We start from the raw sequence: 24,072 nt of genomic DNA, 5'->3' as shown, positions 1-24,072 counted from the left end.
TAAATATGTATTTTAGCAAAAAAATAAAGAAATATTTTCATGAAAAAACTACTCTTACTTACCATTATACTTGCATTTATCGCTTGTAATGAAGAAGAAAAAATAACCTATGTTATCTTAAATGGATCTATTGAAAATAATGAAGCTGAAAATGCTATGATTAGAGGAAATGGTTTTGAAAAGAAAATACCTATTTCTGAAACAGGAACTTTTTCAGACACCTTGAGTATTAGTAAAGATGGATATTATCAATTTTTTGTAGGCAGGGAAAGAACTGGCATCTATTTAGAACAAGGCACAACATTGTCTGCTTTTGTAAATGCAAAAGAATTTGATGAAACTATTAAATATGAAGGTGAATTAGCTTCTGAAAATAATTACTTAGCTGCAAAATACCTTAATAATGAAACAAGTATTGATTATCCAGAATTGTTTGCTAATGATGAATCTACTTTTGTTTCAGAATTAAAAAACTACAATTCTCAGCTAGAAGGATTACTTGCTGAAAATAAAATCGTTAATGAAACCTTTAATTCATTAGAGAAACAAGAACTAAAATATGAGCTTGCTAGCTTATTAGAAAACTTCCAAGAATACCATCAATATTTCACAAAAACCCCTGATTTTAAAGCTTCAGAGAATTTATATAAAGAATTAAAAGACATTACATATAACGATACAATCGCTTTTAGAAATTCAAATGGATACCAAGACCTAGTTGGAACTCATTTTTCAAGATTAGTGAATGATGCTCTTTTAGAAAACGATTCACTTAGTAAAACATTGACTTATTTAAATGTTGTCAATAAAAATTTACCAAATGGCTATGCAAAAAATAGTTTATTAACTCAATTTTTAAAATATGGTTTAGCTCCAGATAAACATTTAGAAGAAGCGTTCTCAATTTATAAAAGTACAAGTCCTAATCAAGAAGATTTAGAAGGAATAACAGAACAATATACTATTTTACAAAAATTAACTCCTGGTAAAGCTTCTCCAACATTTGATTATGAAAATCATAAAGGTGGAAAAACAAGCCTTAATGATTTAGCTGGAAAATATGTGTATGTGGACGTTTGGGCAACATGGTGTGGTCCTTGTATTCGTGAAATCCCTTCATTAAAAGAAGTTGAAGCAGATTATCATGGCAAAAACATAGAATTTGTTAGCCTTTCAATAGATGCAGCCAAAGATCATGGTAAATGGAAATCTATGGTTACAACAAAAGAACTAGGTGGTATTCAACTTATGGCAGATAAGGATTGGAAATCAAGTTTTCCTGTTGAATATAATATCTTAGGAATTCCTAGATTTATTTTAATTGATCCTGAAGGAAATATAGTTTCCGCAGATGCACCTCGCCCATCAGATCCAAAACTAAGAGATTTATTAAATGATTTAATTTAATAACAAAAAGTATTAAAAAAAAGCTCCTTAATTGGAGCTTTTTTTATGCTTTATTTTCTGTATTTTCTTCTTCTGAATCTTCTTGAGCAGAAGGTTCTTTAGATAATAATGCTACGTAAGCATTAGGTATTCCTTCTAAAATATCTGAAGCTAACATTGCTTCAAAACCATGTTCAAGAGCATAAATATCCCCCGAACTTCCATGTAAATAAACAGCCATAAGCGTAGCAAACAATGGTTCATATCCTTGTGAAACCAATCCAGCAATCATTCCTGTTAATACATCTCCACTCCCTGCAGTAGCCATACCTGGATTACCAGAAGTATTAATAAATAATTCATCACCATTGATAGTAATTGAAAAAGCCCCTTTAATAAGAACAATAACTTTATGTTTATTTGAGAACTTTTTAACCTTGTCAATCTTATCAAAGTCATTTTTCCAAGGACCTATTAATCTTTTTAACTCTCCAGGATGTGGTGTTAGGATAGAGTTTTCTGGTATTAACTTTAATGTTTTTTTATCGAGAGCTATACAATTAATAGCATCCGCATCAATTACCATTGGTGTTTTTGTTTTTGAAAACAACTCTTTTAAACCTTCTATTGTTTTAGGGTTGGTTCCCATACCTGTTCCAATTCCAATAACATCTGGTTCAAACTCTGTTGAAATAGCACTAATAAATTCTTCTTCAACATCTGTAATAACCATGGCTTCGGGTAATGCTGTTTGAAATATTGAATACCCACACTTTGGAATGTATCCAGTCACTAACCCTGCGCCCATTCGTAAAACAGCTTTTGAAGCTAATAAGGTTGCGCCTATTTTCCCATAACTCCCTCCTACCATTAATACGTGTCCGTAATCATTTTTATGAGTAAACTTACTTCTAGGCTTGTATAATTGTTGTACTTCAAATTTACCCATAGCTTGAGCTAAAGGTTTTGCAGTATTCAGGTATTCAGCATCTAAACCGATATCTAACACTTCGAAATAAGGAACAAAATGAGCTGTTTCAGGTAAAAAGAAAGATAGTTTTGGTGCTTGAAACGACAGCGTATTATTGGCTCTTATAACTGCTTCAAAATCTTCAGTTGCTTTATCTGAATACAACCCACTAGGAATGTCAATCGATAAGGTAAATGCTTTGCTTTTATTTAAATATTGTATCAATAATTTTACCCAACCATCTGGAGTTCTATTTAATCCAATTCCGAAGAGCCCATCAATAATAATATCGTCTTTATCAATTTTAGGAAAATCATATTCAGAAGTCATTAGTGTTGGCCACTTTTTGCTAACATGTTTAATTCGATCATAATTCGTTAAAAACTCTTTCGACCGTTTGTCTGTAAAGTTTGCAACATATACAAAAATATTATATCCATGTTCTATTAATAGCCTCCCTACCACTAATCCATCACCTCCATTATTTCCAATACCGCAAAATATATGAATGGGAACTTGCGCTCCTTGCATTTGACGATCCAACCAATTAAAAATTTGAGCACCTGCTCTTTCCATTAAATCGTTAGGCGAAATCTCTTGATTTTTAACAGTAATGGCATCTGCCTCATAAAATTGTTTCGTTGAAAATATTTTCATTTGGTGCCTTGTTTTAATAAATATAAAATGATTTTATATAGTTCAAATCATTATTATGCAAGTTACAGTGCTTGTTGAAAACAATCAAACATTTCCTTCGTTACCTTTTTAAAGATTGTAATACATTTGTCTCAAAATTATTAAACAATGAACAATACAGCATTATCACATATACATGAAGCATTAGGCGCAAAAATGGTTCCTTTTGCAGGTTATAACATGCCTGTTTCTTATGAAGGAATAAATATTGAACACGAAACTGTCCGTAATTCAGTAGGTGTTTTCGATGTTTCCCATATGGGTGAATTTTTAATTACAGGTCCAAATGCTTTGGCTTTAATTCAGAAAGTTACAAGTAATGATGCTTCAAAATTAACGGAAGGAAAAGCTCAATACAGTTGTTTTCCTAATGATGATGGTGGAATTGTAGATGATTTAATAGTATACTGTTTAGATCAAGAAAAATGGTTGTTAGTAGTAAATGCTTCTAATATTGAAAAGGATTGGAATTGGATTAGCAATAAAAATACGATGGATGCTGAAATAAAAAATCTCTCTGAAGATTATTCTCTATTAGCAATTCAAGGACCTAATGCAATCGAAGCAATGCAGTCCTTAACTTCTACCGATTTATCTGCGATCAGTTTTTACACTTTTGAAATAAATAATTTTGCTGGAATTGAAAACGTAATTATAAGCGCTACAGGATATACAGGAAGTGGCGGATTCGAAATCTATTGCAAAAACAGTGAAGCTGAACAAATTTGGACGCGCGTTTTTGAAGCGGGTAAAGACTTCGGAATAAAACCTATCGGACTTGCAGCTCGTGATACCCTTCGTTTAGAGATGGGATATTGCTTGTATGGCAACGATATTAATGATACTACTTCTCCTTTAGAAGCTGGATTAGGATGGATTACAAAATTCACAAAAGAGTTTACTAACTCAGATAATTTATTAAAGCAAAAAGAACAAGGTACAGACCGTAGACTTATTGCATTCGAATTAGATGAACGTGGAATTCCTCGTCAAGGCTATGATATTGTTGACAGTACTGGAAAAAAAATTGGAGAAGTTACCAGCGGTACCATGTCTCCATCGCTAGGAAAAGGTATTGGAATGGGTTATGTCCCTACAATTATGAAATCAGTAGGAACTCAAATTCATATTCAAATTCGTAAAAATGCTATTCCTGCAACGATTGTAAAATTACCATTTTATAAAAATTAAAGAATTGGACTATCAAACTATTTTAGAGGACATTCACCACAATTTAACTGCCAGAAAAGATAAAGGAAAAGTAGCCTTGTACATACCTGAATTAGCTAAAGTAAATATCGATAACTTTGGAATTTATCTAAATCTAATTAATGGCGAAAATTATGCTGTCGGCGATTATAACAAACTATTTTCTATTCAAAGTACTTCAAAGATATTTGCACTAGCAAAGGCTTTTTCTATAGCAGGAAATGACTTATGGAAACGTCTAGATGTAGAACCCTCTGGAAATCCATTTAATCATTTATCGTTATTAGAACAAGAAAATGGTATTCCACGAAATCCACTAATCAATTCTGGAGCCATAGTAATTTCAGACCTATTACTTTCGAACCTTAAAAATCCTAAAAAAGACTTTTTAAATTACATACGTGATTTGGCTAATGATGATTCTATTAACTACAACGAAGAAGTTGCTAAGTCTGAAAAAAAAACAGGTTTTAGAAATTATGCTGCCGCAAACCTTTTAAAATCTTTTAGTAATTTAGAAAATAATGTGGAAGATGTTTTAGATTTCTACTTCTACCAATGTTCTTTAGAAATGAGTTGTGCTCAATTAGCAAAAGCGGTACATTTTTTTGGCAATCATGGCGTATGCTCTCAAGGTAAAAAACACCTTAGCTCTAGCCAAATAAAGCGCATAAATGCAATAATGCTTACGTGTGGTTTTTATGACGAAGCTGGCGAATTTGCTTTCGAAGTTGGATTGCCAGGGAAAAGTGGTGTTGGTGGCGGTATTATTGCACTTCTACCAAATGATTTTACCATTGCAACTTGGTCTCCAGGTCTTAATGCAAAAGGAAATTCTTTACTTGGCATGCATGCTTTAGAGCAATTCACAACAAAGACTAAGCGTTCTATATTTTAAAACTTTTCCCATTTTGCAGCTTGGATAATGAAAAAGAAAAACAACAAACAAAGAATACTCATATTAGGAGCCAGTGGTTTCATTGGAAATACACTTTATAAAGAACTCCTACCCTATTTCGATGTATACGGTACTTATAACACTGCAAATGAACAGTTGCAACAGAATCAAGTCATGTATCAATTCGATGTAGAAACCGATGATATTGATGTTATACTTAATGAAGTACAACCCAATATAATTATATCTAGTATACGAGGAGATTTTAATGCACAATACAACGTTCATAAACAGATTTCTGCCTATGTAATGACGAATGATAATTGTCGTGTTCTATATCTATCAACTGTAAATGTTTTTGATGGAAAATATCGCTTGCCTTCCTATGAAAATGATTTGCTTTTAGCTGAAAGTGACTATGGGAAATTTAAAGCCTCAGTGGAACGAATTTTCATTGAACTTCCAAAAGAAAAATATGGAATTTTAAGATTGCCATTAGTATTAGGAGTAAATGCTCCAAGGGTTATTCAATTGAAACAGGCAAAAAAACACGAAGCATCTTTTGAGGTCTATCCTCATTTAATTATTTCAGTAACAACAGCCAGTAAAATTGCACAACAAGTACATTATATCATTAATAAAGAGCTTCATGGAATTTATCACTTAGCAAGTTCAGATATGATACATCATGAAGAACTTTTTATTGAAATTTCTGATCGATTGGATTTAAAAAATGTTATTTTTAAACAAACATTTACTTCAAACGAAGATCGATATTTAGCTATCTTACCAAAAAACAATAAACTGCCTAAGGCATATAGAATTACTGTTTCAGAAGTAATCAATGATATTACCTTAAAAGAAGAAATTAACACACTAAAGATTAAATAGATGAAACCATTTTCAGAAATAGAAATAAAAGAACAATTAAAAGAATTTGCAGACTGGACGTATAATGAAAATGCAATCCATACTTCGTTAGAGTTTGACGACTTTAAAGACGCTTTTTCTGTGATGACAAGAATCGCCTTTGAGGCTGAAAAATTAAGTCATCATCCAGACTGGACCAATGTTTACAGTACATTACAGATAAGCTTAAGTACACATGATGCTGGAGGTGTGACGAATAAAGATTTTGAATTAGCAAAGATTATAGATGCCTTGGTAAGTTAAAACATTTTTATATTTTTGTGATTAAACAATACAACTATGGGAAGAGCTTTCGAATTTAGAAAAGCAAGAAAAATGAAGCGTTGGTCAGCAATGTCCAAAGCGTTCACTAGAATAGGAAAAGATATTGTAATGGCTATAAAAGAAGGGGGTCCAGATCCCGCTTCTAACTCACGTTTACGTGCTGTGATACAAAATGCCAAATCGGTCAATATGCCGAAGGACAATGTGGAACGGGCTATTAAAAAGGCTTCGGAAAAAGGGCAAGGCGATTATAAAGAGGTGATTTTTGAAGGCTATGCACCTCACGGAATCGCAATATTGGTAGAAACAGCAACCGATAATAATAACAGGACAGTGGCTAACGTACGCTCCCATTTTACTAAATGCGATGGTAACTTTGGAACTTCTGGCTCTGTGATTTTCATGTTCGATCATACGTGTAATTTTAGAATTCCTTCGGAAGGATTAGATCCTGAAGAGGTCGAATTAGAATTTATCGACTTTGGTGCCGATGAAGTTTTTGCAGACGATGATGGCATTTTAATTTATGCTCCATTTGAAAGTTTTGGTGCTATACAAGCAGAATTAGAATCTAGAAAAATAGAAATTCTGTCTTCGGGTTTTGAGCGTATTCCTCAGGTAACAAAAAAATTGAGTCCAGAGCAAGTTGCTGATGTTGAAAAACTATTAGAAAAACTAGAAGAAGATGATGATGTACAAAGTGTATCTCACTCTATGGATGAGTTATAATAACAATCATAATTTTTACCTTTAAAATCACAATTTAATGAATACCAAACTACTAACTCTTTGTTTATTTTCATTTAGTTTTTCAATTTCCACACAAATTGTGAATATTCCAGATGCAAACTTTAAAGATGCTTTGGTAAATACTATTTGTGTAGATATTGATGGAACTCCTGGGCCTGATATAGACTCCGACCTCAATAATGATGGTGAAATTCAGTTATCTGAAGCTCTTGCTGTTGTAAATGGATTGTATGTTCAAGGAAGAAGTGTAGCCTCATTGGAAGGAATTGAGAGCTTTTCAAATCTAATAAAACTTCGCTGTGAAAGTAACTTGTTGTCGGAATTAGATTTATCCCAAAACCCAAACATAGAAACCTTATATTTCAAAGTCTGAAATTGATGTGTCTTTCCTAAAAGAAGGTCTGTACATTATTAAGATTATTTCTGAAGGAAAATCAGCTATTGAAAAATTTGTAAAGCTTTAACTATGACTTAGACTTTGCGATCATTACCTACTGGCATTGATGGTTTTTGGGATTGGGGTTCAAAAACAGGGAAGCTAACGAGACTATAAATAAACATATATTTAAAAAAAAAGCCTGCAATTAGCAGGCTTTTTTAGTTTATGAATTTTCTGGTTTCTTTCCTTTAACTCCTTTAAAAAAGGAGCGTAGTACTTCAGTATCTTTCTCTAAATCGTTAGTAATATAATAAGGCTTCCCTATACGTACTTCTTTATGCTCATAGTCGAAAGCTACTGTTATGATTGGAGCATTGGCTTTTTGAGCAATATAATAATAGCCTGTTTTCCATGTATCTACTTTTTTACGCGTTCCTTCTGGAGCCATTGCCATTCTAAATTCTTTATTATCATTAAAAATTTGGGCGATAGCATCTACCTTATTTTGTCCTGAAGTTCTATCTAAAGCTGCACCTCCCATGTATCTAAAGTAATATCCAAAAGGCCAAGTAAATAACTCTTTCTTCCCTACCCAATTAATTAGAGTTCCTGAAATACCTCTGGTTAAAACACCAATAAAGAAATCGTGCCAACTTGTATGTGGTACAACAATCACTATAGATTTTTTAATATGAGGACTAAAATCACCATGTAACTTCCAACCTAAAACAGTATTAAAAATAAATTTATATAAAAACATAAATAGCTTACATTTTTAAATACATACCTCTAAGTTTCTCTGGAGTCATGATAGACTCCCATTCTTCGCCTAAAGCATTTTCCCATAGAGGGACTAAACTTAAAGCTATTTCGATCATAATATCAATTTCTTTTTCGGTACAATCTTTACAAATGCCTTGAGGAATTTCAATTTTATATTTTGCAACCATTTCCTTAAACAAGGTAACACCCTCTGGATAATAATCTATTAAATGATCAAAAACAATACAGTTTCCAACACCATGTTTTGTACCTAACACATAAGAAAGTCCATAACTCATTGCATGTGCAATTCCTACTTGAGAATACGCTATACTCATTCCACCATGCCAAGAAGCCATCATTAGTTTCCCTCTAGATTCTTCCTCAGTTAAGGTATCATTTAAAAATATTTCTTTACATAAATCGTAAGCTTTTTCACCATAACTCTGACTAAAAGCATTTAAAAAAGTACCGTTTAAAGATTCAACACAGTGGATAAAACAATCCATCCCTGTATAGAACCATTGATTTTTGGGTACTCCAATAGTTAAATTGGGATCTAAAATTACTTGATCAAAAGGAGTGAAATCACTATTGATTCCTAATTTACGTTCTGGTCCAGAAAGCACTGTAGTTCTAGATACTTCGGCACCTGTTCCTGAAATTGTTGGAATACCAACATGATACACAGCTTTGTTTTTAACTAAATCCCATCCTTGATAATCTGCAGCACTACCCTTATTAGTAAGCATAATAGAAACTGCCTTTGCTAAATCTAAGATAGAACCACCTCCTATTCCAATAATTCCTGAAGGTTTATAGTTGAATTCTGCTTTTATGTTTTTAACTATTTGATCTACTTGTGAAGTTTTAGGTTCTTCTGTTGATGATACAAATAATAATTTATCGTTAAATCGTAAATTAATTCTATCGATAAAAACGGTATCATTTTCGAATACATCATCAACTAAAAAGATAAATGGTGCTTTATTTTTTCTTTGAGGTGCTAAAATTGATGATAATTGATCGAAACATCCTTGACCAAAAACAACTTTAGGAACCATTGGGAAGTTTCTAAACTTATTATTTACACTGACTATATTTTCTTCTTTTAATACTTTATTTGCTCGAATTAGATCTTCAGGAGTATCAATTTCAATACCTTGTGTGTTTGAAATCGCCATTTTTATATTTTTACCATATTCTAGGTAACGAATACATTCAATTTTTTCAGCAGCTTCTAATGTTTTCATCGGCAATCGATAAAAGTCCATTAAAGCTTGTTTTCTAAAGGCATAAATCCCTTTATGTTTATAATATTGAACATCTGCATTTTTGTCTCTTGGATAAGGAATTGGAGAACGTGAAAAGTACAAAGCAAAATTATCTTTATTAACTATAACTTTTACACTATTAGGATCGCTAATTTCTTTCCAATCATGCATTTCAGTCATTAAAGAAGCTAAATCTATTTTATCTGCATCTTCTCCATGAAAAACACTTAATACTTGTTCTAAACCTTCTTTACTTGTAAAGGGTTCATCTCCTTGGACATTAACTACGATATCAACATCCATATTTTCAACTGCTTCAGCGATTCTATCACTTCCACAATCATGATCTTTAATACTCATTATTGCTTTACCTCCGTGAAGTTCAATTTCAGAAAAAATTACTTCACTATCAGTTACAATGTATACTTCATCAAAAAGATCGGTTGCTTTAGCAGCTTCGTATGTTCGAACAATTACAGGTTTTCCTCCTAAATCTTGCATTAACTTTCCAGGAAAACGGGATGCACCATAACGTGCGGGGATCATTGCTATTATCTTCATTTTAGAAAATCAGTTTATTGTTTGTAGATGTACTTATATTCATAAGGTTGCTTTAATATTCCTTATAAATAAATCTACCAATTTAAGTTCAAAAATAAAAATATTATCCCTGTCAACATCTATTTTTCTTAAGCTTTTTATAAAATTTATAAATTCCGAAAAAGAACTATAATTTAATAATAAAGGCAAGTGATTCGGTAAATACTGACAATAAGCACGTTACATTAAATGTTTCTGTTTAGACAGTTGCCTCAACTAGGCTTCCAATACCTAAAGAAGTACTTATCGATTAAACTATCCATTCCTCTAATTTACAAAAAACGCGTCTTTAAAACCTACTAGGTATAATTTTTCTTTGGCTCTCGTTATGGCAGTATACAGCCATCGCAAGTAATCTTTATCAATTCCATTAGGTAAATAGGGTTGTTCTACAAAAACAGTATTCCATTGTCCTCCTTGCGATTTATGGCAAGTAACCGCATATGAAAACTTGACCTGCAATGCATTGAAATACACATTCTTTTTTACTGCAAGAAATTTTTTATAATTAGACTTTAATGAGGCATAATCTTTCATAACCTCTTGGTAGAGTTTATTTGAGTCTTCATAAGGTAATGAGGGAGTTTCCGAAGATAATGTGTCAAGCATAATTACGGTTTCAAACGGTTTCATATCTGGATAATCAATCATTCGAACATTCACTTGTGCAAATCGAAAACCATATAATTCCTTAATACTGAAAATTTCTAGCACTTCAACAATATCTCCATTCGCAATAAATCCAGCTTCACTTTCAGGTTGAACCCAATAGTAATTATTTTTAACCACCATTAGATAATCACCTGAAGCTATTTCTTGTTCTTGAAAAAGGACTCTACTTCTAATATTCTGATTGTAAAGATTGGCTCGTTTATTTGAACGAACAATAAAGACCGTCTCTTCATTACCTATGTTTGAATATGAATCGTTTATTGCATCTAATAGTTCTTCTCCATCAATTGGCCGAATGACATCTGGAAAATTTAAATCTGTGAATTTAAAATCTTCATATAAACCGTTTTCTAACTGTTCTCTTAGTTTTGTAGCATTTAATAAAATTCCACTATCCTTTTGTTGCCTCACCACATGATCTAATTCTATTGAAGTAACCTCTTTATTATAATGGTTTTCCAAAATAGATTCATCCAATGCCGGACTTAAGGTCAGTTTAACAGGAGGCAATTGAGCGGTATCGCCAATTAATAATAATTTGCAATTGAAACCGCTATACACATATTGCATTAAATCGTCCAAAAGAGAACCATTGTCGAAGAGTTTAGATTCTTGATTTATATCTGGAATCATGGAAGCTTCATCTACTATAAATAGTGTATTTCTATGCTTATTCGTTTGTAATGTAAATGAAACACCGCCTCCTTTTTCTGATTTTGGGTAGTATATTTTTTTATGAATTGTAAATGCTACTTGCTTTGAATAATTACTAATCACTTTAGCTGCTCTTCCTGTGGGAGCTAATAAAACAGTAGATTGTTTTGCTTTCCGTATGTTTTTTACCAAGGTACCTACGATTGTTGTTTTACCTGTCCCTGCAAATCCTTTTAATAAAAACACTTCATTTTTCTTTTCACTAAGGGTAAAATTAGACAGCAATTGAAGGGTAATATCTTGTTTTACGGTAGGTGTATGAGGGAAATCTGATCGTAATAGGCTATAAAATTGGGATGCGTTCATTTTTAATTTACATATGAAGGTTTAAAGATAGTTATGTTTTTTTCGGAATATACTTTTACGAACAAAAAAAAATTGTAGATTTGCGATAGACCTTAATAAAATAAAAATTTAAACTTTTATATAATGAAATTAGTAATTCAGATAGTTCTTTGGTTAGTTATTGTAGCGTTAGGGTACATGTTATATTCTTCAATTAATGCTCCTGTTAAATTTAACGAAGTAAAAATAGCTCGATATAAAAAAGTAATTAAAAACTTAAAGGATATTAAAGCTGCTGAACAAGCACATCAAGAAATCACAGGTGGTTTTACAGGAAGTTTTGATAGTTTAGTTCGTTTTATTGACACAGCTCAATTCGCAATTGTTGAAAGAAGAGATACAAGTTATACAGATGTTGAAAAAAATAAAGCGTTTGGTTTAACAGAAGGATATTATATAGAGGATGTTATATTAGATACATTAAATTATGTCCCTGTAAGAGATTCACTTTTTGGTGAAACTGATCGTTATAAAACTATGATGAAAGTTCCTGTAGAAGGGGTCGAAGCTAATTTCGAATTAAAATCTGGTATGATTGAAAAAACGGGTACTATGTATTCTGTTTTTGAAGCGAAAGTTGATAAAAGAGTAATATTAGCTGATCAAGATAAAGATTTAGTAAATCAAGAAAGACAAACAGTTTCTGTTGATGGTGTAAATGGTCCTTCAATTAAAGTTGGAGCATTGAACGATGTAGATACGAGTGGAAACTGGCCAAAATTATATGACACTCAAGAAGATCAATAACATATTAAATTCAAATTATAATAGATTGTCCGTTCAAGTTTCCTTGACCGGGCTTTCTTTTTTGGTCTCAAAAGAAGATACGAAATCAGTTGTTTTTTTTACTGAAAAAAAATACACCTCTAAAGCTACTCCAGAAGAATTATTAGTTGATATTTCATCTGTAATTTCAAATGACTTAAAAGATCTACACCCATTTTCAGAAGTAGTCGTTATTTATGCTACTCACTTATATACTATAGTTCCTACGCCTCTTTTTGATGAATCTAAAGCAAGTGATTATTTAAAGTTTAATTCAAAAATATTAGCAAACGATTTTATTAGTTTCGATACTATTGAAAATAAAGACATCACATCAGTCTATGTTCCTTATGTAAATATTAATAATTATTTTTTCGAACAATTTGGTTCTTTTAAATATTATCATGCATCAACTTTATTAATAAAATCGATTTTAGATCTAGAGAAATATACCATTGAGCCAACAGTTTATATTAATGTTTCAGAAGAAATATTCGACTTTATTGTAGTGAAAAATGGCAGTCTATTAATTTGCAATAGCTATCTTTATAAAACACCAGAAGATTTTATTTACTACATTCTATTCTGTTTTGAACAATTAAAATTAGATCCAGATCTTGTAAAAACAATTATTTTAGGCAATATTAATAAGGGAGATGACACATACAATATACTTTTTAAGTATGTTCGTAACATTGATTTTTTAAAAACGATTCAACCTATATTTTTTTCAAATACAGATGATACACATCATAATTTCTTATTAAAAGCAATAATTTAATGCGAATCATTTCAGGAATACATAAAAGTAAAAGGTTAATGGCCCCTAAAAAACTACCGGTTAGGCCTACCACTGATTTCGCAAAAGAAGGACTCTTTAATATTATCAATAACAAGATAGATTACAGTGAATCTACCCTACTCGATATTTTTTCTGGAACCGGAAATATAAGTTATGAATTTGGCTCTCGAGGAGGTAAAGAAATAATAGCTGTAGATTCATTTTATGGTTGTGTGAAATATATTGAAAGTATTACTCTAGAGCTAGATTTACCTATTACCACTATTAAATCTGATGTGCTTAGATACCTAAATAGTTGTACAAAAAAGTTTGATATAATTTTTGCAGATCCTCCTTACGATTTTAAGATAAATCAACTTGAAGAAATATCAGAAATAGTTTTTAATAAGAACTTATTAAATGAAGAAGGAATGCTAATTATAGAGCATAAAAAACAAAGCAACTTATCCTCATTAAATAACTTTAAAGAATCCAGAAGGTACGGTGATTCTGTGTTTAGTTTTTTTAGTTAATTTCTATTCTCAAGAATATTTCTTAAATCTATAGATATAATCAATTTATATTGAGTGCAGAAAAACCAAAAATCATTACATTAAATTTTGCAATTTTAGAACTGCACAAAGATTATATTGTTTCAACAATTAATGAGGGGTTTCTTTTGATATACCTCATTTAGTAGAAATAAGTGAAGTTTTCATTCGTAATTACCCAACACAACCTTATATATCTATTGCTAACAGATTTAATGACTATACTATCAACCCTACTTGTTTATTGCATTCTTCTATACTTCCAAATTTAAAAGGGATTGGAGTTGTGGGTTATTCACAATCTGCTTTAAAAACTGCAAGGTTTGAAAAGAAATTTTATAAAAGAACTTTAGAAGTTTTTGACTCTTATGAAGATTGTATCAAATGGGCTAAAAAATTAATTAGCTCCTAAAAATAAAAAAAGCAGACCTATAAGCCGGATTCTGTAACTATAAAGTTTCTCATCATTTATCTACCCTTACTGTTACCAGTAAGATGAATCTGCCTACCCTCCTGCATCGAGCGGGTACTCTCAAGCACAGGTTTACATGGCATTGCACCGCATAGAGTTTACCTGGTTTCACTACAGCATTATCTGTACATTCTTTCTGTTGCACTAGTCCTATCTCATAAAATGAGATGACGGCTGTTAGCCGGTATGCTTCCCTATGGTGTCCGGACTTTCCTCTTCAAACTAAATTGAAGCGATGAGACGGTCTGCTTTTGCAAAAATAGACTAATGTTAATAAATACCGTAAAATAAGAAATCTAAATTTTCAAAAAACAAATGACATTTTTATCTTTGTTTCACTTCTATGGAACACTTTATTGTATCAGCAAGGAAATATAGACCCGCCCACTTTAATGATGTGGTAGGGCAACAAGCGATTACTAATACGCTAGAGAATGCTATAAAGAGTGATCATTTAGCTCAAGCATTATTATTTACTGGACCTAGAGGTGTGGGAAAAACTACCTGCGCACGTATTTTAGCAAAGAAAATTAACCAGACAGGAGAAGAAAATCCAGATGAAGATTTTGCTTTTAATATTTTTGAATTAGATGCAGCTTCTAACAATTCGGTAGATGATATTCGAAATTTAATTGATCAAGTCCGTATTCCTCCTCAAGTAGGGCATTTTAAAGTGTATATTATTGATGAGGTTCATATGCTTTCATCTGCAGCCTTTAATGCTTTTTTAAAGACTTTAGAAGAACCCCCAAAACACGCAATTTTTATTCTTGCAACTACTGAAAAACATAAAATAATTCCTACCATTTTATCGCGTTGCCAAATATTCGATTTTAAACGAATCACCGTAACTGATATTAAAGGACATTTAGCCAAGGTAGCTAAAGCTGAAAATATAGATGCTGAAGACGATGCATTGCATATTATCGCTCAAAAAGCAGATGGAGCCTTACGAGATGCCTTATCTATATTTGATCGTGTGGTTAGTTTTTCAGGGAAAAATTTAACGAGACAAGCTGTTACCGAAAACTTAAATGTTTTAGATTATACGTACTTTTTTCAAGTAACCGATTTAATACTTGAAAACAATATACCAAGCCTTTTGGTATTGTACAATGATATTCTTTCCAAAGGGTTTGATGGCCATCACTTTACGATGGGATTAGCTTCTCATTTCAGAGATCTAATGGTGTGCCGAAATGAGGAAACCATTAGCCTACTAGAGGTTGGTGAGCAAGTAAAAATCATGTATCTAGAACAATCTAAAAAAACAGATTTAGATTTTTTATTTAAAGGTATTGAAATAGCAAATACCTGTGATTTAAAATACAAACTAAGTCGCAATCAACGATTGTTAGTTGAATTATGCTTAATGCAGTTGGCTTCTCTCACCTTTGAGGGTGAAAAAAAAAAGCCTAAAAACTTCGTAATACCTCCTTCTTTCTTTGTTGCTGAAAAAACCTCAATAGCTTCAAGTACTATCATTGATAACGTTATTTCTGAAACTAAAGTAATACAAGAAATTATTTCAGAAAAAATAGCACCTATTGAAAAAGTACATTCAGAAGAAATTATAGAAGAAAAAGTAATTGAACGTCCTAGAATTTTAAAGGAACGTACTACAAAAAGGGTTTCTGCGCTTTCCTTAAAAAGTATTCAGAAAAAACAACAGCTAAAAGAAGAATTAGTAGCAAAAGCAGTTGATAAAGAAGATTTACCTGTTACCGAATTCACTCAAGAAGAATTACTTGCAGCATGGGAAGCGTATACTAAAAAAATAGAAAAAGAAGGGAAGTTTAATTTACTTTCTCATTTAACTATGGGTTCTCCAAAGCTTGAAGGGAATACGATTCATTTAGAGTTTCCAAATAGCACTATAAAAGTGGAAGTGGAACGCGCCAAATACGATTTATTGTTGTTTTTAAAGAAAACTCTCAATAATTACGAAATCGATTTAGCTATTGAAGTAAATGAGACTGCTATTAAAAAATATGCTTATACTGCCCAAGACAAGTTTGAAAAATTAATGGAAAAAAATCCTTTAATTGACGTCCTTAGAAAAGAATTTGATTTAGATATATAATTATGTTAGGCCTAAAACTTCCCACAGACCCTCGTTGGGTAAATATTGTTGAAAAAAATATTGAAGAAATATTAACAGACCACGCTTTTTGCGAGCAGAAAGCCACCTCTACGGCGATTTCACTTATTGTAAGCTTTCCTGAGTATACGGAGCTTGTTCAAGAAATGACAGCCCTTGTAAAAGAAGAAATGAGCCATTTTAAATTAGTTCATGATATTATCATTGCTCGAGGTTGGATACTTGGTAGAGATCGTAAAGATGATTATGTAAATCAATTAATAAAGTTTTTTCCGAAAGGCGGAAGCAGAACAACACAATTAGTCCATCGATTACTCTATGCTGCATTGATTGAAGCAAGAAGTTGTGAACGATTTAGATTGTTGAGTGAAGAATTACAAGACAAAGAATTGGCTGTTTTTTATAAAAACTTAATGGTGAGTGAAGCGAATCATTATACTATGTTTCTTGGCTTTGCACGTAAGTATGGAGTCAGAAAAGAAGTGGATGAAAAATGGAATGACCTTCTTGAATATGAAGCAGAGATCATGAAAAATTTAGGAACTAATGAGACGGTTCATGGATAAGGTACCTAAAAATAAATGAGTGTAACAAAAAAACAAATTCAACTACTTATAATGTATGATGAACATAAACAAAGCTTCCGAATTATTGAACACTTTACGATCTCAAACAGAGAAAAAATCTGAAAAAAAAGTGTATGACTGTTTTATTGGAACTTTAACATCATTGAATAATAGAGGTTTAACTAAAGAACAGTCTCAATTAATACAAGAAAAACTCTCTTCATTGGAGTTAAATACCGCTACGGAAAACAGAAAAAAATTCTACAAACAAAAAGGATCTGAATTTAAAATATTTCTGAAAAACGAATTTTCGTTCACTTCTGCAAAATACTACACCGAAACGTATATGATATATGGGATGATATTTGGTACAAGCATAGGTTTATCTATAGGAACAGCAATTTTTGCAGGTCTTGGAACCAGTATTGGATTGTCTATAGGAACAGGTGTTGGTATGGTATTTGGAATGATGTATGGTGCAAGAAAAGATGCTGAAGCCAAAAGATTAGGTAGAGTTATTTAAAAGAATCATCCGAATCAAAAACTAGCTAAATGATTATTGATTCATCCTTTTGTTATATAAACTTCTAATAATACCATCAGCAAGACCGATTTTTGGAACATAAATATTTTTAGCTTTAGACCATTTCATTGCAGATAAATAAATTTTTGTAGCAGGAATAACTACATCTGCTCGATCGGGATTCATATTTAAATCAAAAATACGTTCTTCGTAGCTTAGATTTTTAATATGCTTATAATAAGTTGATAGGTAAAAATAACTTAATGGTGTTCCCATTTTTTTTCCACTATTTTTATAAATTGTATTAATGTTTCCTCCCGAGCCTAACAATGTGACTTCTTTATAATTTTTTGTCTTCGATTTTATCCATTCTTCGACATTTTCCCATAATGATTTATCTACTAAATTATTAATAATTCGTACCGTACCTAACCTAAAAGAACGTGATTCAACAACCTTTCCATTTGAATAAATTGTAAACTCAGTACTCCCACCTCCAACATCTACATATAAATAGTTTTCATCATTATTTACATAAGAATTTATATTAGTAGATGCAATAAGGGCAGCTTCATCATACCCATCAATAATATTGATTTTCACACCAGTTTGCTCCAATATTTTATTAACTATCATTTCTCCATTAATTGCATTTCTCATTGCTGAAGTAGCACAAGCCCTATAATTTTTTATATATTGAGTTTTTAATAAAAGTTTAAAAGCATTCATAGCATCTACCATTCGCAAATAATTTTTATTTGAAATTTTACCATGAACAAAAACATCTTCTCCTAATCGAATTGGCACTCTTACTAAAGACGTTTTTTTGAATTTAGGCTCAATACCCGGACGTTCAAAAACTGTGACGATTAACAAACGTATCGCATTAGAGCCGATATCGATTGCTGCGTATTTTTCGATAGAAAGTTTACTCATAAAATACTTATTTAAAATCTCTCGGAAAATATGTTTTTTTGGTCTTACCTGTACTTATTTTACTCCAAGAGTCTTCTTTAAATCGAAGAATTACAAAACCACAAGTAGGCATATTATCAATATAATCTGAACCCAACATATTTGCTATGGAAGTAAATGCATGGTTATGACCTACGATCATAACTCTATCTAGTGAATCATCTATTGAATTTATAACTTTCATTACCTGTTGCCCACTAAAATCGTATAATTCATGATTTGTTGTGAAATTATCGTCAGAAACTTGAAAAGCTTCTTTAAAATATTGTGCGGTAGATAAAGCTCTATTAGCATCACTCGAAATAATTAGCTGAGGAGCTTTTATTGCATCTTTCAAATGATCTGACAGCAATTTTGCATCGTTATTACCTCTTCCTTTTAAAGGTCTTTGATGATCTATTACATCATGTTTCCAAGAAGATTTCGCATGCCTCAACATGTATAAAGTTTTCATAAATATTATTTATATTATATTAATTTACAGTTGCTTAAGCGTACATATATCACTAATCTATTTAAGGCGATAAACGTTCTATTTTCCAATCGTAATCTTCAAGAGTATAGCGGATTCTATCGTGCAATCGATTTGGTCTTCCTTGCCAGAATTCTATAGCAGTTGGAGACACTAAATAACCTCCCCAATACGCTGGCTTTAGTACTTCTTGTTGTTCATGTTTTTTCTCTAATTGTTCCAATTCTATTTCCAATACTTCTCGATTAGAAATAACTTCACTCTGACTAGAAATTATTGCGCCTAATTTGCTTCCTAAAGGTCTAGAGTTGAAATAATTTATAGAATCTTGTTCCGTTGTTTTTGTAGCGGTTCCTTTAATAATGATTTGCCTTTCCATTCCTGGCCAAAAAAATGATAAAGAAACTTTATTATTCTGTGCTATAGATTTACCTTTTTCACTTAAATAATTTGTGTAAAAATAAAATCCGTATTCATCGTATTTTTTTAATAAGACTACTCTACCCTTTGGAAAACCATCAATTCCTATGGTTGTTAATGTCATAGCATTTACTTCGTCAACAGATTCAGAATCTTTAACTTCATGAAACCATTTTCTGAATTGTTGCAAAGGATTAGAATCAACAGTGCTTTTTGTTAATTCACCTTTATTATAATTTTTACGATAATCATGTAAATTATCTCGCATACATTCATCTTTGTAGTGCAAGTTACGAGTTTTAACTAGGAAGTAATATTAGTTTATATTTAAATTTAGGTTAAATATACCTTAATAAAAAAAGCAAATCTTACCCTTCGGTAATATTTGCTTTTTAAAAATAGTATAAATATTCTATTTGAATATTTATTCCCTTTTGATTATAACTTTCTTTATAACACTTTTCTTGTTATTAGATATTTTAACTAAATATACGCCTTCATATACAGTTTGTACATCAAAATAAGCAATAGTACTACCCTTTTTAATATTGGTAGATTTAATTAATTTTCCTGATATATCAAACAATTCAACTTGTAATTCATCAAATACTAAACTACCTAATTGAACAGCAATAAGATCAGCGGCAGGGTTTGGAAAAATCGTAATATTGAGTTCATTAAAAATTGTTTCAGAAACACCTAATTCCTCTTCGTAAATGATTGTTGATTCATTAATTGAATTTACAATCCTATTCTCATAATTACCATAAAATGTAGGCCCTACTGCATATGGATACACTGAGTTCCAATTATCATCTACAGTAGCGAAGTAAGCATAAGTTCCATCAGGATATTCAGGAGTCATAATCATACGTCCATTATGTTCGTCTAGATAATCCTCTTGAGTATTCTCAACATATTCATAATCTTCTCTAAAATAGCCTAAGAAATACGTCGCGTCAACGGGTGGTCCATCATCTACATTCGTACCATCTGCATGATGTGTTCTAAGGGTAATACTTCTTAATTGGTAACCGGACTTAATTCTAACAATACCTCCACTTCCATCTTCATTTGCATAACCATAGGCTCCGTATATCGGAAAACCATCGAATGCAAATCCTAGTAAAGGGGAATGTTCATTATCATTAATAAAATAAAGCCCGTCTGCATCATACAAATTGCAAATATCAGAGACGATCTCTAAATCAAGCTTAAATGCTGATGGATTTTGATGGTGGTGATAGTTTCCCATCGCTGGATGTCCTTTAGAACAATCAAAACCAGCCATTTCAGCAGGAATAGCATCTCGGTTCCAATCTTGTTGAGCTCCTGGCCCTCCTGGACAAGGAGGATTACCTGGTCCACCACATAAAGAATTGGTATTTGTATTCCAAGCAACACCATCTCTATAATCAAATAAAGAAACTCCATTCACAAACACACCTATATTTCCAGGCACTGTATTATCAGGGGCTCCTTCATTTTCTTGAGGATCTAAAGGGAGCTTGAAAATTGCATTTTGATTTTGTGACTGAGAAGGATTTCCATCTAGAAAAGGACCCGTTGGGTATGCTGGCACACCAGTAGCTGAAATATAAACAAAATCATCTGAATATTCAACTTGTTGGCAATTCACCAAAATGTTATTATTTATAGCGGTAGAATTACCCGCCATATAATAACTACCTGTTTCTGTAGTGTTTTGCAAAAAGGATGTAATTGCAGGGTTTAATTGCGCTTGAGAAATAATAATTGTCCCAAAAAGCAAATAAATTGTAAAAATATTTTTCTTCATAATGGTTAGTATTTTATTATTAGTGATTAAGTATTAGTGATTTATTTATAAAATGATACAATTTTTAATTGTCCTTAGGTTTAGTGAAAAAATGTTTTGGAACCTGATGTTTTTCATCAAAAACAAAATCTTTATCATTTAATGTCAATAAAAAGGAAATTAAATCTGCCTTTTCAATTGATGTTAGAGAGATGCCTTTATTTAATTCTGACGCTAGGTTATCAGTCATTACAATTTCATTTGTATAATGATTAAGTACTTCATTTAGTTTTTTAAATCTTCCATCATGCATATAAGGATACGTATAACTTAAATTTCTTAATGACGGAATTTTAAAAAGCAAGCTGTCTTTGGATTGTTTAGTGTTTTTCCATTTACCGTAATCATTTAATGTTCCGTCTACAACTAAGCCATTGCTTGCAAACCCTTTATTAAAAAATAAGGGTTCTTGGTGGCATGAATTACAGTTTTTTAAAAATAAGTTGTATCCATTCTTTTCTTGTTCTGAAAATGAAGCATTTCTATTTTTCACTTTATCATATTTTGAACTTGCTGAAACTAAAGTAAGTTGAAATTGAGCTAATGCTAATAAAACATGTTCACCAGTTACAATACTATCCTTATATGCTTTATAAAAAAGAGCAGGATATCGATCATGCTTTTGAAGTTTTGTAACTACATCTGAAATATTTGACCCCATTTCTAAGGCACTACTTATTGGAGCTAAAGATTGAACATCTAAATGATTTATAGCGCCGTCCCACATAAATACATTTTGCCATGCAAGGTTAAATAAAGGAGGTGCATTTCTTGAGCCTATTTGATCATAAATTCCGTGACTCAAATCATGGTCTGTATGAGCAAAAGCATTATAGGGTGAATGACAAGAAGCACATGATATTGATTCATTTTTTGATAAAACTGGGTCATAAAATAATGTTTTACCTAATTCTATCTTATCACTTGTAAGCGGTTTATTTTTTAAATCATATTCAGGAACAGGAAAATAAGTTGGGTAATCAAGAGTATAATTAGCAAATTCAAATGCCATGCAACAAAGCAAAAGGATTCCAATACAAAATATGTTTATAGTGTTTTTCATTTTATAATTGAAAATACTGAAGAAAATAGTGTTGACAACTCTACCGCTTCATTATTTGGACTCATAACTGTATGATTAACTTTAGGATTCAGTTCAGAAAAGAATTCATCTAGGGTAACATTAATAGTAATATTTTCCTCATTTACTATGTCTAAAATTACGGTTTGAAGTGTATTTGCAGGCTCTTGATATCCCCCAATATGAAATTGAAATTGATTCTTTCTAGTTTGAAACACATCAGATTTACCTTCAATCTTTAGGTTAATATAACCACTTTGCCAAGTCCAATACATTCCATTTGTAGGGTCCAAATCTTCACCGAAAGCACCAGAAACATTAGTTAAGCTATCAATCCCAATATGAAATTTAATTTTATTAAAATCTTTATTACTGATGATATCTGTTTTAATTCTATTTGAATTTTTCTTTTCTAAATCTATTAAAAAATGTTTCTTTTTTAATGATTCAACTATGGTTTCATCTAATAATAATTGCACCTCAGAAATATAGAATTTAAAAGTTTCTATTTGAATACTATCTTGCAAAGAAGGTAAATAATACGATTTATTAAGTCTAAGGGATGTGTTTTCTATAGTTGTATCAAAATGAAGATTTACCTCCCTTTCTTGAGCAATTACACTAAAAAAATTAAATACAAATAATAAAATATAAATACGCTTCATTTAAAGAACCTCATTTATTTAAGGAGATATAACAGCCTCATTTTCAATATATATATAAATTAGACTAAAATAAAATATAAAGGTTTAATTAAAAATAATTAAATTTCAAAAATAGCACCATCTTTTGCTAATTCAACAGTTGTAAAAACCTCTTGTGCTTCTTTTCTAAAAGACTCATAATCACTATAACGCCCAGAATAATGTCCTAGAATAAGCGTACCTACATTTGCTTCTTTAGCAATTAGCGCAGCTTCGCGAGCAGTACTATGCTTTGTTCGATCGCATAAATTTTGATGTTCATTTAAAAAAGTAGATTCATGATATAAAGCAGTAGCATTTTTTAATTGAGGAATTATTTGCGGAAAATAGGCTGTATCACTACAAAAAGCATAAGATTTAGATGCTGCTGGTTCAAAAGTGATTTTTTTGTTATCAATGACAACACCATCTTCATTAGCAACATCATATCCCTGCTTGATCTTGGTATAATAACTCATACTAACATTCGCTTCTTTTACTGCTTCTATATTTAGTTTACGCTCATTTAATTTTTCTTTAAATAAAAAGCCATTGGTATAAATACGATGTTTTAAAGGAATCGTAGTTACAGATACTTTATCATCTTCAAAAATAAGTTCAGGTTCATTTTTTTCAAGTTCATGAAAAAGTAAATTATAATTGGTCCAACTTTTACCTAATTTTAGTTGTAGTGTAATCGCTTCTTTGATTCCTTTCGGTCCATATATATGTAAGTCTGCTTCCCTTCCAAGTAAACGAAACGTAGAAATTAAGCCTACCAGACCAAAAAAATGATCTCCATGTAAATGAGAAATAAATACATGCTTAATTCTTGAAAACTTAATATTAAATCTTCTTAGCTGTACTTGAGTTCCTTCTGCACAATCAATAAGAAACAAATGACCTTTAATTTCTAATACTTGTGATGTTGGATTTGCATCCCATCTTGGAGTTGCAGAGTGACAGCCTAATATTGTAAGTTTCAATATTTGATTT

25 protein-coding genes and 1 other RNA gene are annotated in these 24,072 nt (G+C 31.3%); 14 read left to right on the top strand and 12 right to left on the bottom strand.

Annotation, left to right across the window (positions count from 1 at the left end; all coding sequences use genetic code 11):
- Positions 1-39: 39 nt before the first annotated feature.
- Positions 40-1,407, top strand: coding sequence for a TlpA family protein disulfide reductase (locus ABXT64_RS11580; RefSeq protein WP_443633092.1), 1,368 nt, complete (start codon positions 40-42; stop codon positions 1,405-1,407).
- A gap of 43 nt (positions 1,408-1,450) precedes the next feature.
- On the opposite strand, the gene ABXT64_RS11575 is transcribed toward ABXT64_RS11580, so the two are convergent.
- The gene (locus tag ABXT64_RS11575) at positions 1,451-3,013 is read right to left on the bottom strand and encodes an NAD(P)H-hydrate dehydratase (protein ID WP_443633091.1); all 1,563 of its coding nucleotides are present in this window, start codon (positions 3,011-3,013) and stop codon (positions 1,451-1,453) included.
- Positions 3,014-3,160: 147 nt separating this feature from the next.
- On the opposite strand from ABXT64_RS11575, the gene gcvT reads away from it, so the two are divergent.
- Genes gcvT through ABXT64_RS11540 form a run of 7 tightly spaced genes read left to right on the top strand, consistent with a single transcriptional unit; the run spans position 3,161 to position 7,567 of the window.
- Positions 3,161-4,243 carry a glycine cleavage system aminomethyltransferase GcvT gene (gene gcvT, locus ABXT64_RS11570; protein WP_443633090.1) on the top strand — a complete coding sequence of 361 codons (1,083 nt, stop codon included), beginning with the start codon at positions 3,161-3,163 and terminating at the stop codon, positions 4,241-4,243.
- Between the two features lie 4 nt (positions 4,244-4,247).
- Positions 4,248-5,159 (top strand): glutaminase, encoded by a 912-nt coding sequence (locus ABXT64_RS11565; protein ID WP_443633089.1) that lies wholly within the window; start codon positions 4,248-4,250, stop codon positions 5,157-5,159.
- 27 nt (positions 5,160-5,186) lie between these two features.
- The gene (locus ABXT64_RS11560) at positions 5,187-6,050 is read left to right on the top strand and encodes a sugar nucleotide-binding protein (protein ID WP_443633088.1); all 864 of its coding nucleotides are present in this window, start codon (positions 5,187-5,189) and stop codon (positions 6,048-6,050) included.
- Complete coding sequence (locus ABXT64_RS11555) at positions 6,051-6,332, top strand: 4a-hydroxytetrahydrobiopterin dehydratase (protein WP_443633087.1); 282 nt, start codon at positions 6,051-6,053, stop codon at positions 6,330-6,332.
- Positions 6,333-6,368: 36 nt separating this feature from the next.
- Positions 6,369-7,082: a YebC/PmpR family DNA-binding transcriptional regulator gene (locus ABXT64_RS11550; RefSeq protein WP_443633086.1), complete on the top strand. Its 714-nt coding sequence runs from the start codon at positions 6,369-6,371 to the stop codon at positions 7,080-7,082.
- Between the two features lie 37 nt (positions 7,083-7,119).
- Entirely contained in the window at positions 7,120-7,476 is a 357-nt protein-coding gene (locus ABXT64_RS11545) for a hypothetical protein (protein ID WP_443633085.1), read from the top strand.
- A 7-nt stretch (positions 7,477-7,483) separates the two neighbouring features.
- On the top strand, positions 7,484-7,567 hold the full coding sequence (locus ABXT64_RS11540; RefSeq protein ID WP_443634966.1) for a hypothetical protein: 84 nt from the start codon (positions 7,484-7,486) through the stop codon (positions 7,565-7,567).
- A 138-nt stretch (positions 7,568-7,705) separates the two neighbouring features.
- On the opposite strand, the gene ABXT64_RS11535 is transcribed toward ABXT64_RS11540, so the two are convergent.
- The 3 genes from ABXT64_RS11535 to ABXT64_RS11525 form a co-directional block, all read right to left on the bottom strand.
- Positions 7,706-8,242, bottom strand: coding sequence for a 1-acyl-sn-glycerol-3-phosphate acyltransferase (locus ABXT64_RS11535; protein ID WP_443633084.1), 537 nt, complete (start codon positions 8,240-8,242; stop codon positions 7,706-7,708).
- 7 nt (positions 8,243-8,249) lie between these two features.
- The gene (kdsB, locus tag ABXT64_RS11530) at positions 8,250-10,079 is read right to left on the bottom strand and encodes a 3-deoxy-manno-octulosonate cytidylyltransferase (protein WP_443633083.1); all 1,830 of its coding nucleotides are present in this window, start codon (positions 10,077-10,079) and stop codon (positions 8,250-8,252) included.
- A 306-nt stretch (positions 10,080-10,385) separates the two neighbouring features.
- Positions 10,386-11,810, bottom strand: a complete 1,425-nt coding sequence (locus tag ABXT64_RS11525) for an ATP-dependent DNA helicase (RefSeq protein WP_443633082.1) — start codon at positions 11,808-11,810, stop codon at positions 10,386-10,388.
- Positions 11,811-11,933: 123 nt separating this feature from the next.
- Here ABXT64_RS11525 and ABXT64_RS11520 point away from each other — a divergent pair, with 123 nt between their 5' ends.
- The 3 genes from ABXT64_RS11520 to ABXT64_RS11510 are packed head-to-tail and all read left to right on the top strand — an operon-like array spanning position 11,934 to position 13,928.
- Positions 11,934-12,596, top strand: a complete 663-nt coding sequence (locus ABXT64_RS11520; RefSeq protein WP_443633081.1) for a hypothetical protein — start codon at positions 11,934-11,936, stop codon at positions 12,594-12,596.
- Between the two features lie 25 nt (positions 12,597-12,621).
- Positions 12,622-13,395 carry a DUF3822 family protein gene (locus ABXT64_RS11515; RefSeq protein ID WP_443633080.1) on the top strand — a complete coding sequence of 258 codons (774 nt, stop codon included), beginning with the start codon at positions 12,622-12,624 and terminating at the stop codon, positions 13,393-13,395.
- On the top strand, positions 13,395-13,928 hold the full coding sequence (locus tag ABXT64_RS11510; protein ID WP_443633079.1) for an RsmD family RNA methyltransferase: 534 nt from the start codon (positions 13,395-13,397) through the stop codon (positions 13,926-13,928). The genes ABXT64_RS11515 and ABXT64_RS11510 overlap by 1 nt, the downstream gene beginning before the upstream one ends.
- Positions 13,929-14,362: 434 nt before the next feature.
- On the opposite strand, the gene rnpB is transcribed toward ABXT64_RS11510, so the two are convergent.
- Positions 14,363-14,670, bottom strand: an RNA gene (rnpB, locus tag ABXT64_RS11505) — RNase P RNA component class A.
- A gap of 91 nt (positions 14,671-14,761) precedes the next feature.
- Here rnpB and ABXT64_RS11500 point away from each other — a divergent pair.
- Genes ABXT64_RS11500 through ABXT64_RS11490 form a run of 3 tightly spaced genes read left to right on the top strand, consistent with a single transcriptional unit; the run spans position 14,762 to position 17,608 of the window.
- Complete coding sequence (locus ABXT64_RS11500) at positions 14,762-16,501, top strand: DNA polymerase III subunit gamma/tau (RefSeq protein ID WP_443633078.1); 1,740 nt, start codon at positions 14,762-14,764, stop codon at positions 16,499-16,501.
- Between the two features lie 2 nt (positions 16,502-16,503).
- Positions 16,504-17,085, top strand: coding sequence for a tRNA-(ms[2]io[6]A)-hydroxylase (locus ABXT64_RS11495; RefSeq protein WP_443633077.1), 582 nt, complete (start codon positions 16,504-16,506; stop codon positions 17,083-17,085).
- A 55-nt stretch (positions 17,086-17,140) separates the two neighbouring features.
- Complete coding sequence (locus ABXT64_RS11490; RefSeq protein WP_443633076.1) at positions 17,141-17,608, top strand: hypothetical protein; 468 nt, start codon at positions 17,141-17,143, stop codon at positions 17,606-17,608.
- A gap of 33 nt (positions 17,609-17,641) precedes the next feature.
- On the opposite strand, the gene ABXT64_RS11485 is transcribed toward ABXT64_RS11490, so the two are convergent.
- The 7 genes from ABXT64_RS11485 to ABXT64_RS11455 all read right to left on the bottom strand — a co-directional run bounded on the left by ABXT64_RS11485 (position 17,642) and on the right by ABXT64_RS11455 (position 24,062).
- Positions 17,642-18,544, bottom strand: coding sequence for a Ppx/GppA phosphatase family protein (locus ABXT64_RS11485; RefSeq protein ID WP_443633075.1), 903 nt, complete (start codon positions 18,542-18,544; stop codon positions 17,642-17,644).
- 7 nt (positions 18,545-18,551) lie between these two features.
- Positions 18,552-19,037 carry a SixA phosphatase family protein gene (locus tag ABXT64_RS11480; RefSeq protein WP_443633074.1) on the bottom strand — a complete coding sequence of 162 codons (486 nt, stop codon included), beginning with the start codon at positions 19,035-19,037 and terminating at the stop codon, positions 18,552-18,554.
- A gap of 61 nt (positions 19,038-19,098) precedes the next feature.
- Complete coding sequence (pdxH, locus tag ABXT64_RS11475) at positions 19,099-19,743, bottom strand: pyridoxamine 5'-phosphate oxidase (protein WP_443633073.1); 645 nt, start codon at positions 19,741-19,743, stop codon at positions 19,099-19,101.
- 156 nt (positions 19,744-19,899) lie between these two features.
- Complete coding sequence (locus tag ABXT64_RS11470; protein ID WP_443633072.1) at positions 19,900-21,273, bottom strand: YHYH protein; 1,374 nt, start codon at positions 21,271-21,273, stop codon at positions 19,900-19,902.
- Between the two features lie 64 nt (positions 21,274-21,337).
- A complete protein-coding gene (locus ABXT64_RS11465) occupies positions 21,338-22,375 on the bottom strand; it encodes a cytochrome-c peroxidase (protein WP_443633071.1) in 1,038 nt (345 codons plus the stop codon).
- Complete coding sequence (locus tag ABXT64_RS11460) at positions 22,372-23,058, bottom strand: MbnP family protein (protein WP_443633070.1); 687 nt, start codon at positions 23,056-23,058, stop codon at positions 22,372-22,374. The genes ABXT64_RS11465 and ABXT64_RS11460 overlap by 4 nt, the downstream gene beginning before the upstream one ends.
- A gap of 98 nt (positions 23,059-23,156) precedes the next feature.
- Complete coding sequence (locus ABXT64_RS11455; RefSeq protein ID WP_443633069.1) at positions 23,157-24,062, bottom strand: ribonuclease Z; 906 nt, start codon at positions 24,060-24,062, stop codon at positions 23,157-23,159.
- Positions 24,063-24,072 lie beyond the last annotated feature (10 nt).

Source organism: Candidatus Marifrigoribacter sp. Uisw_064, from assembly GCF_047730175.1.
In the GTDB taxonomy this organism is placed as follows: domain Bacteria; phylum Bacteroidota; class Bacteroidia; order Flavobacteriales; family Flavobacteriaceae; genus Marifrigoribacter.
This window is presented reverse-complemented; position numbering and strand designations above follow the sequence as displayed.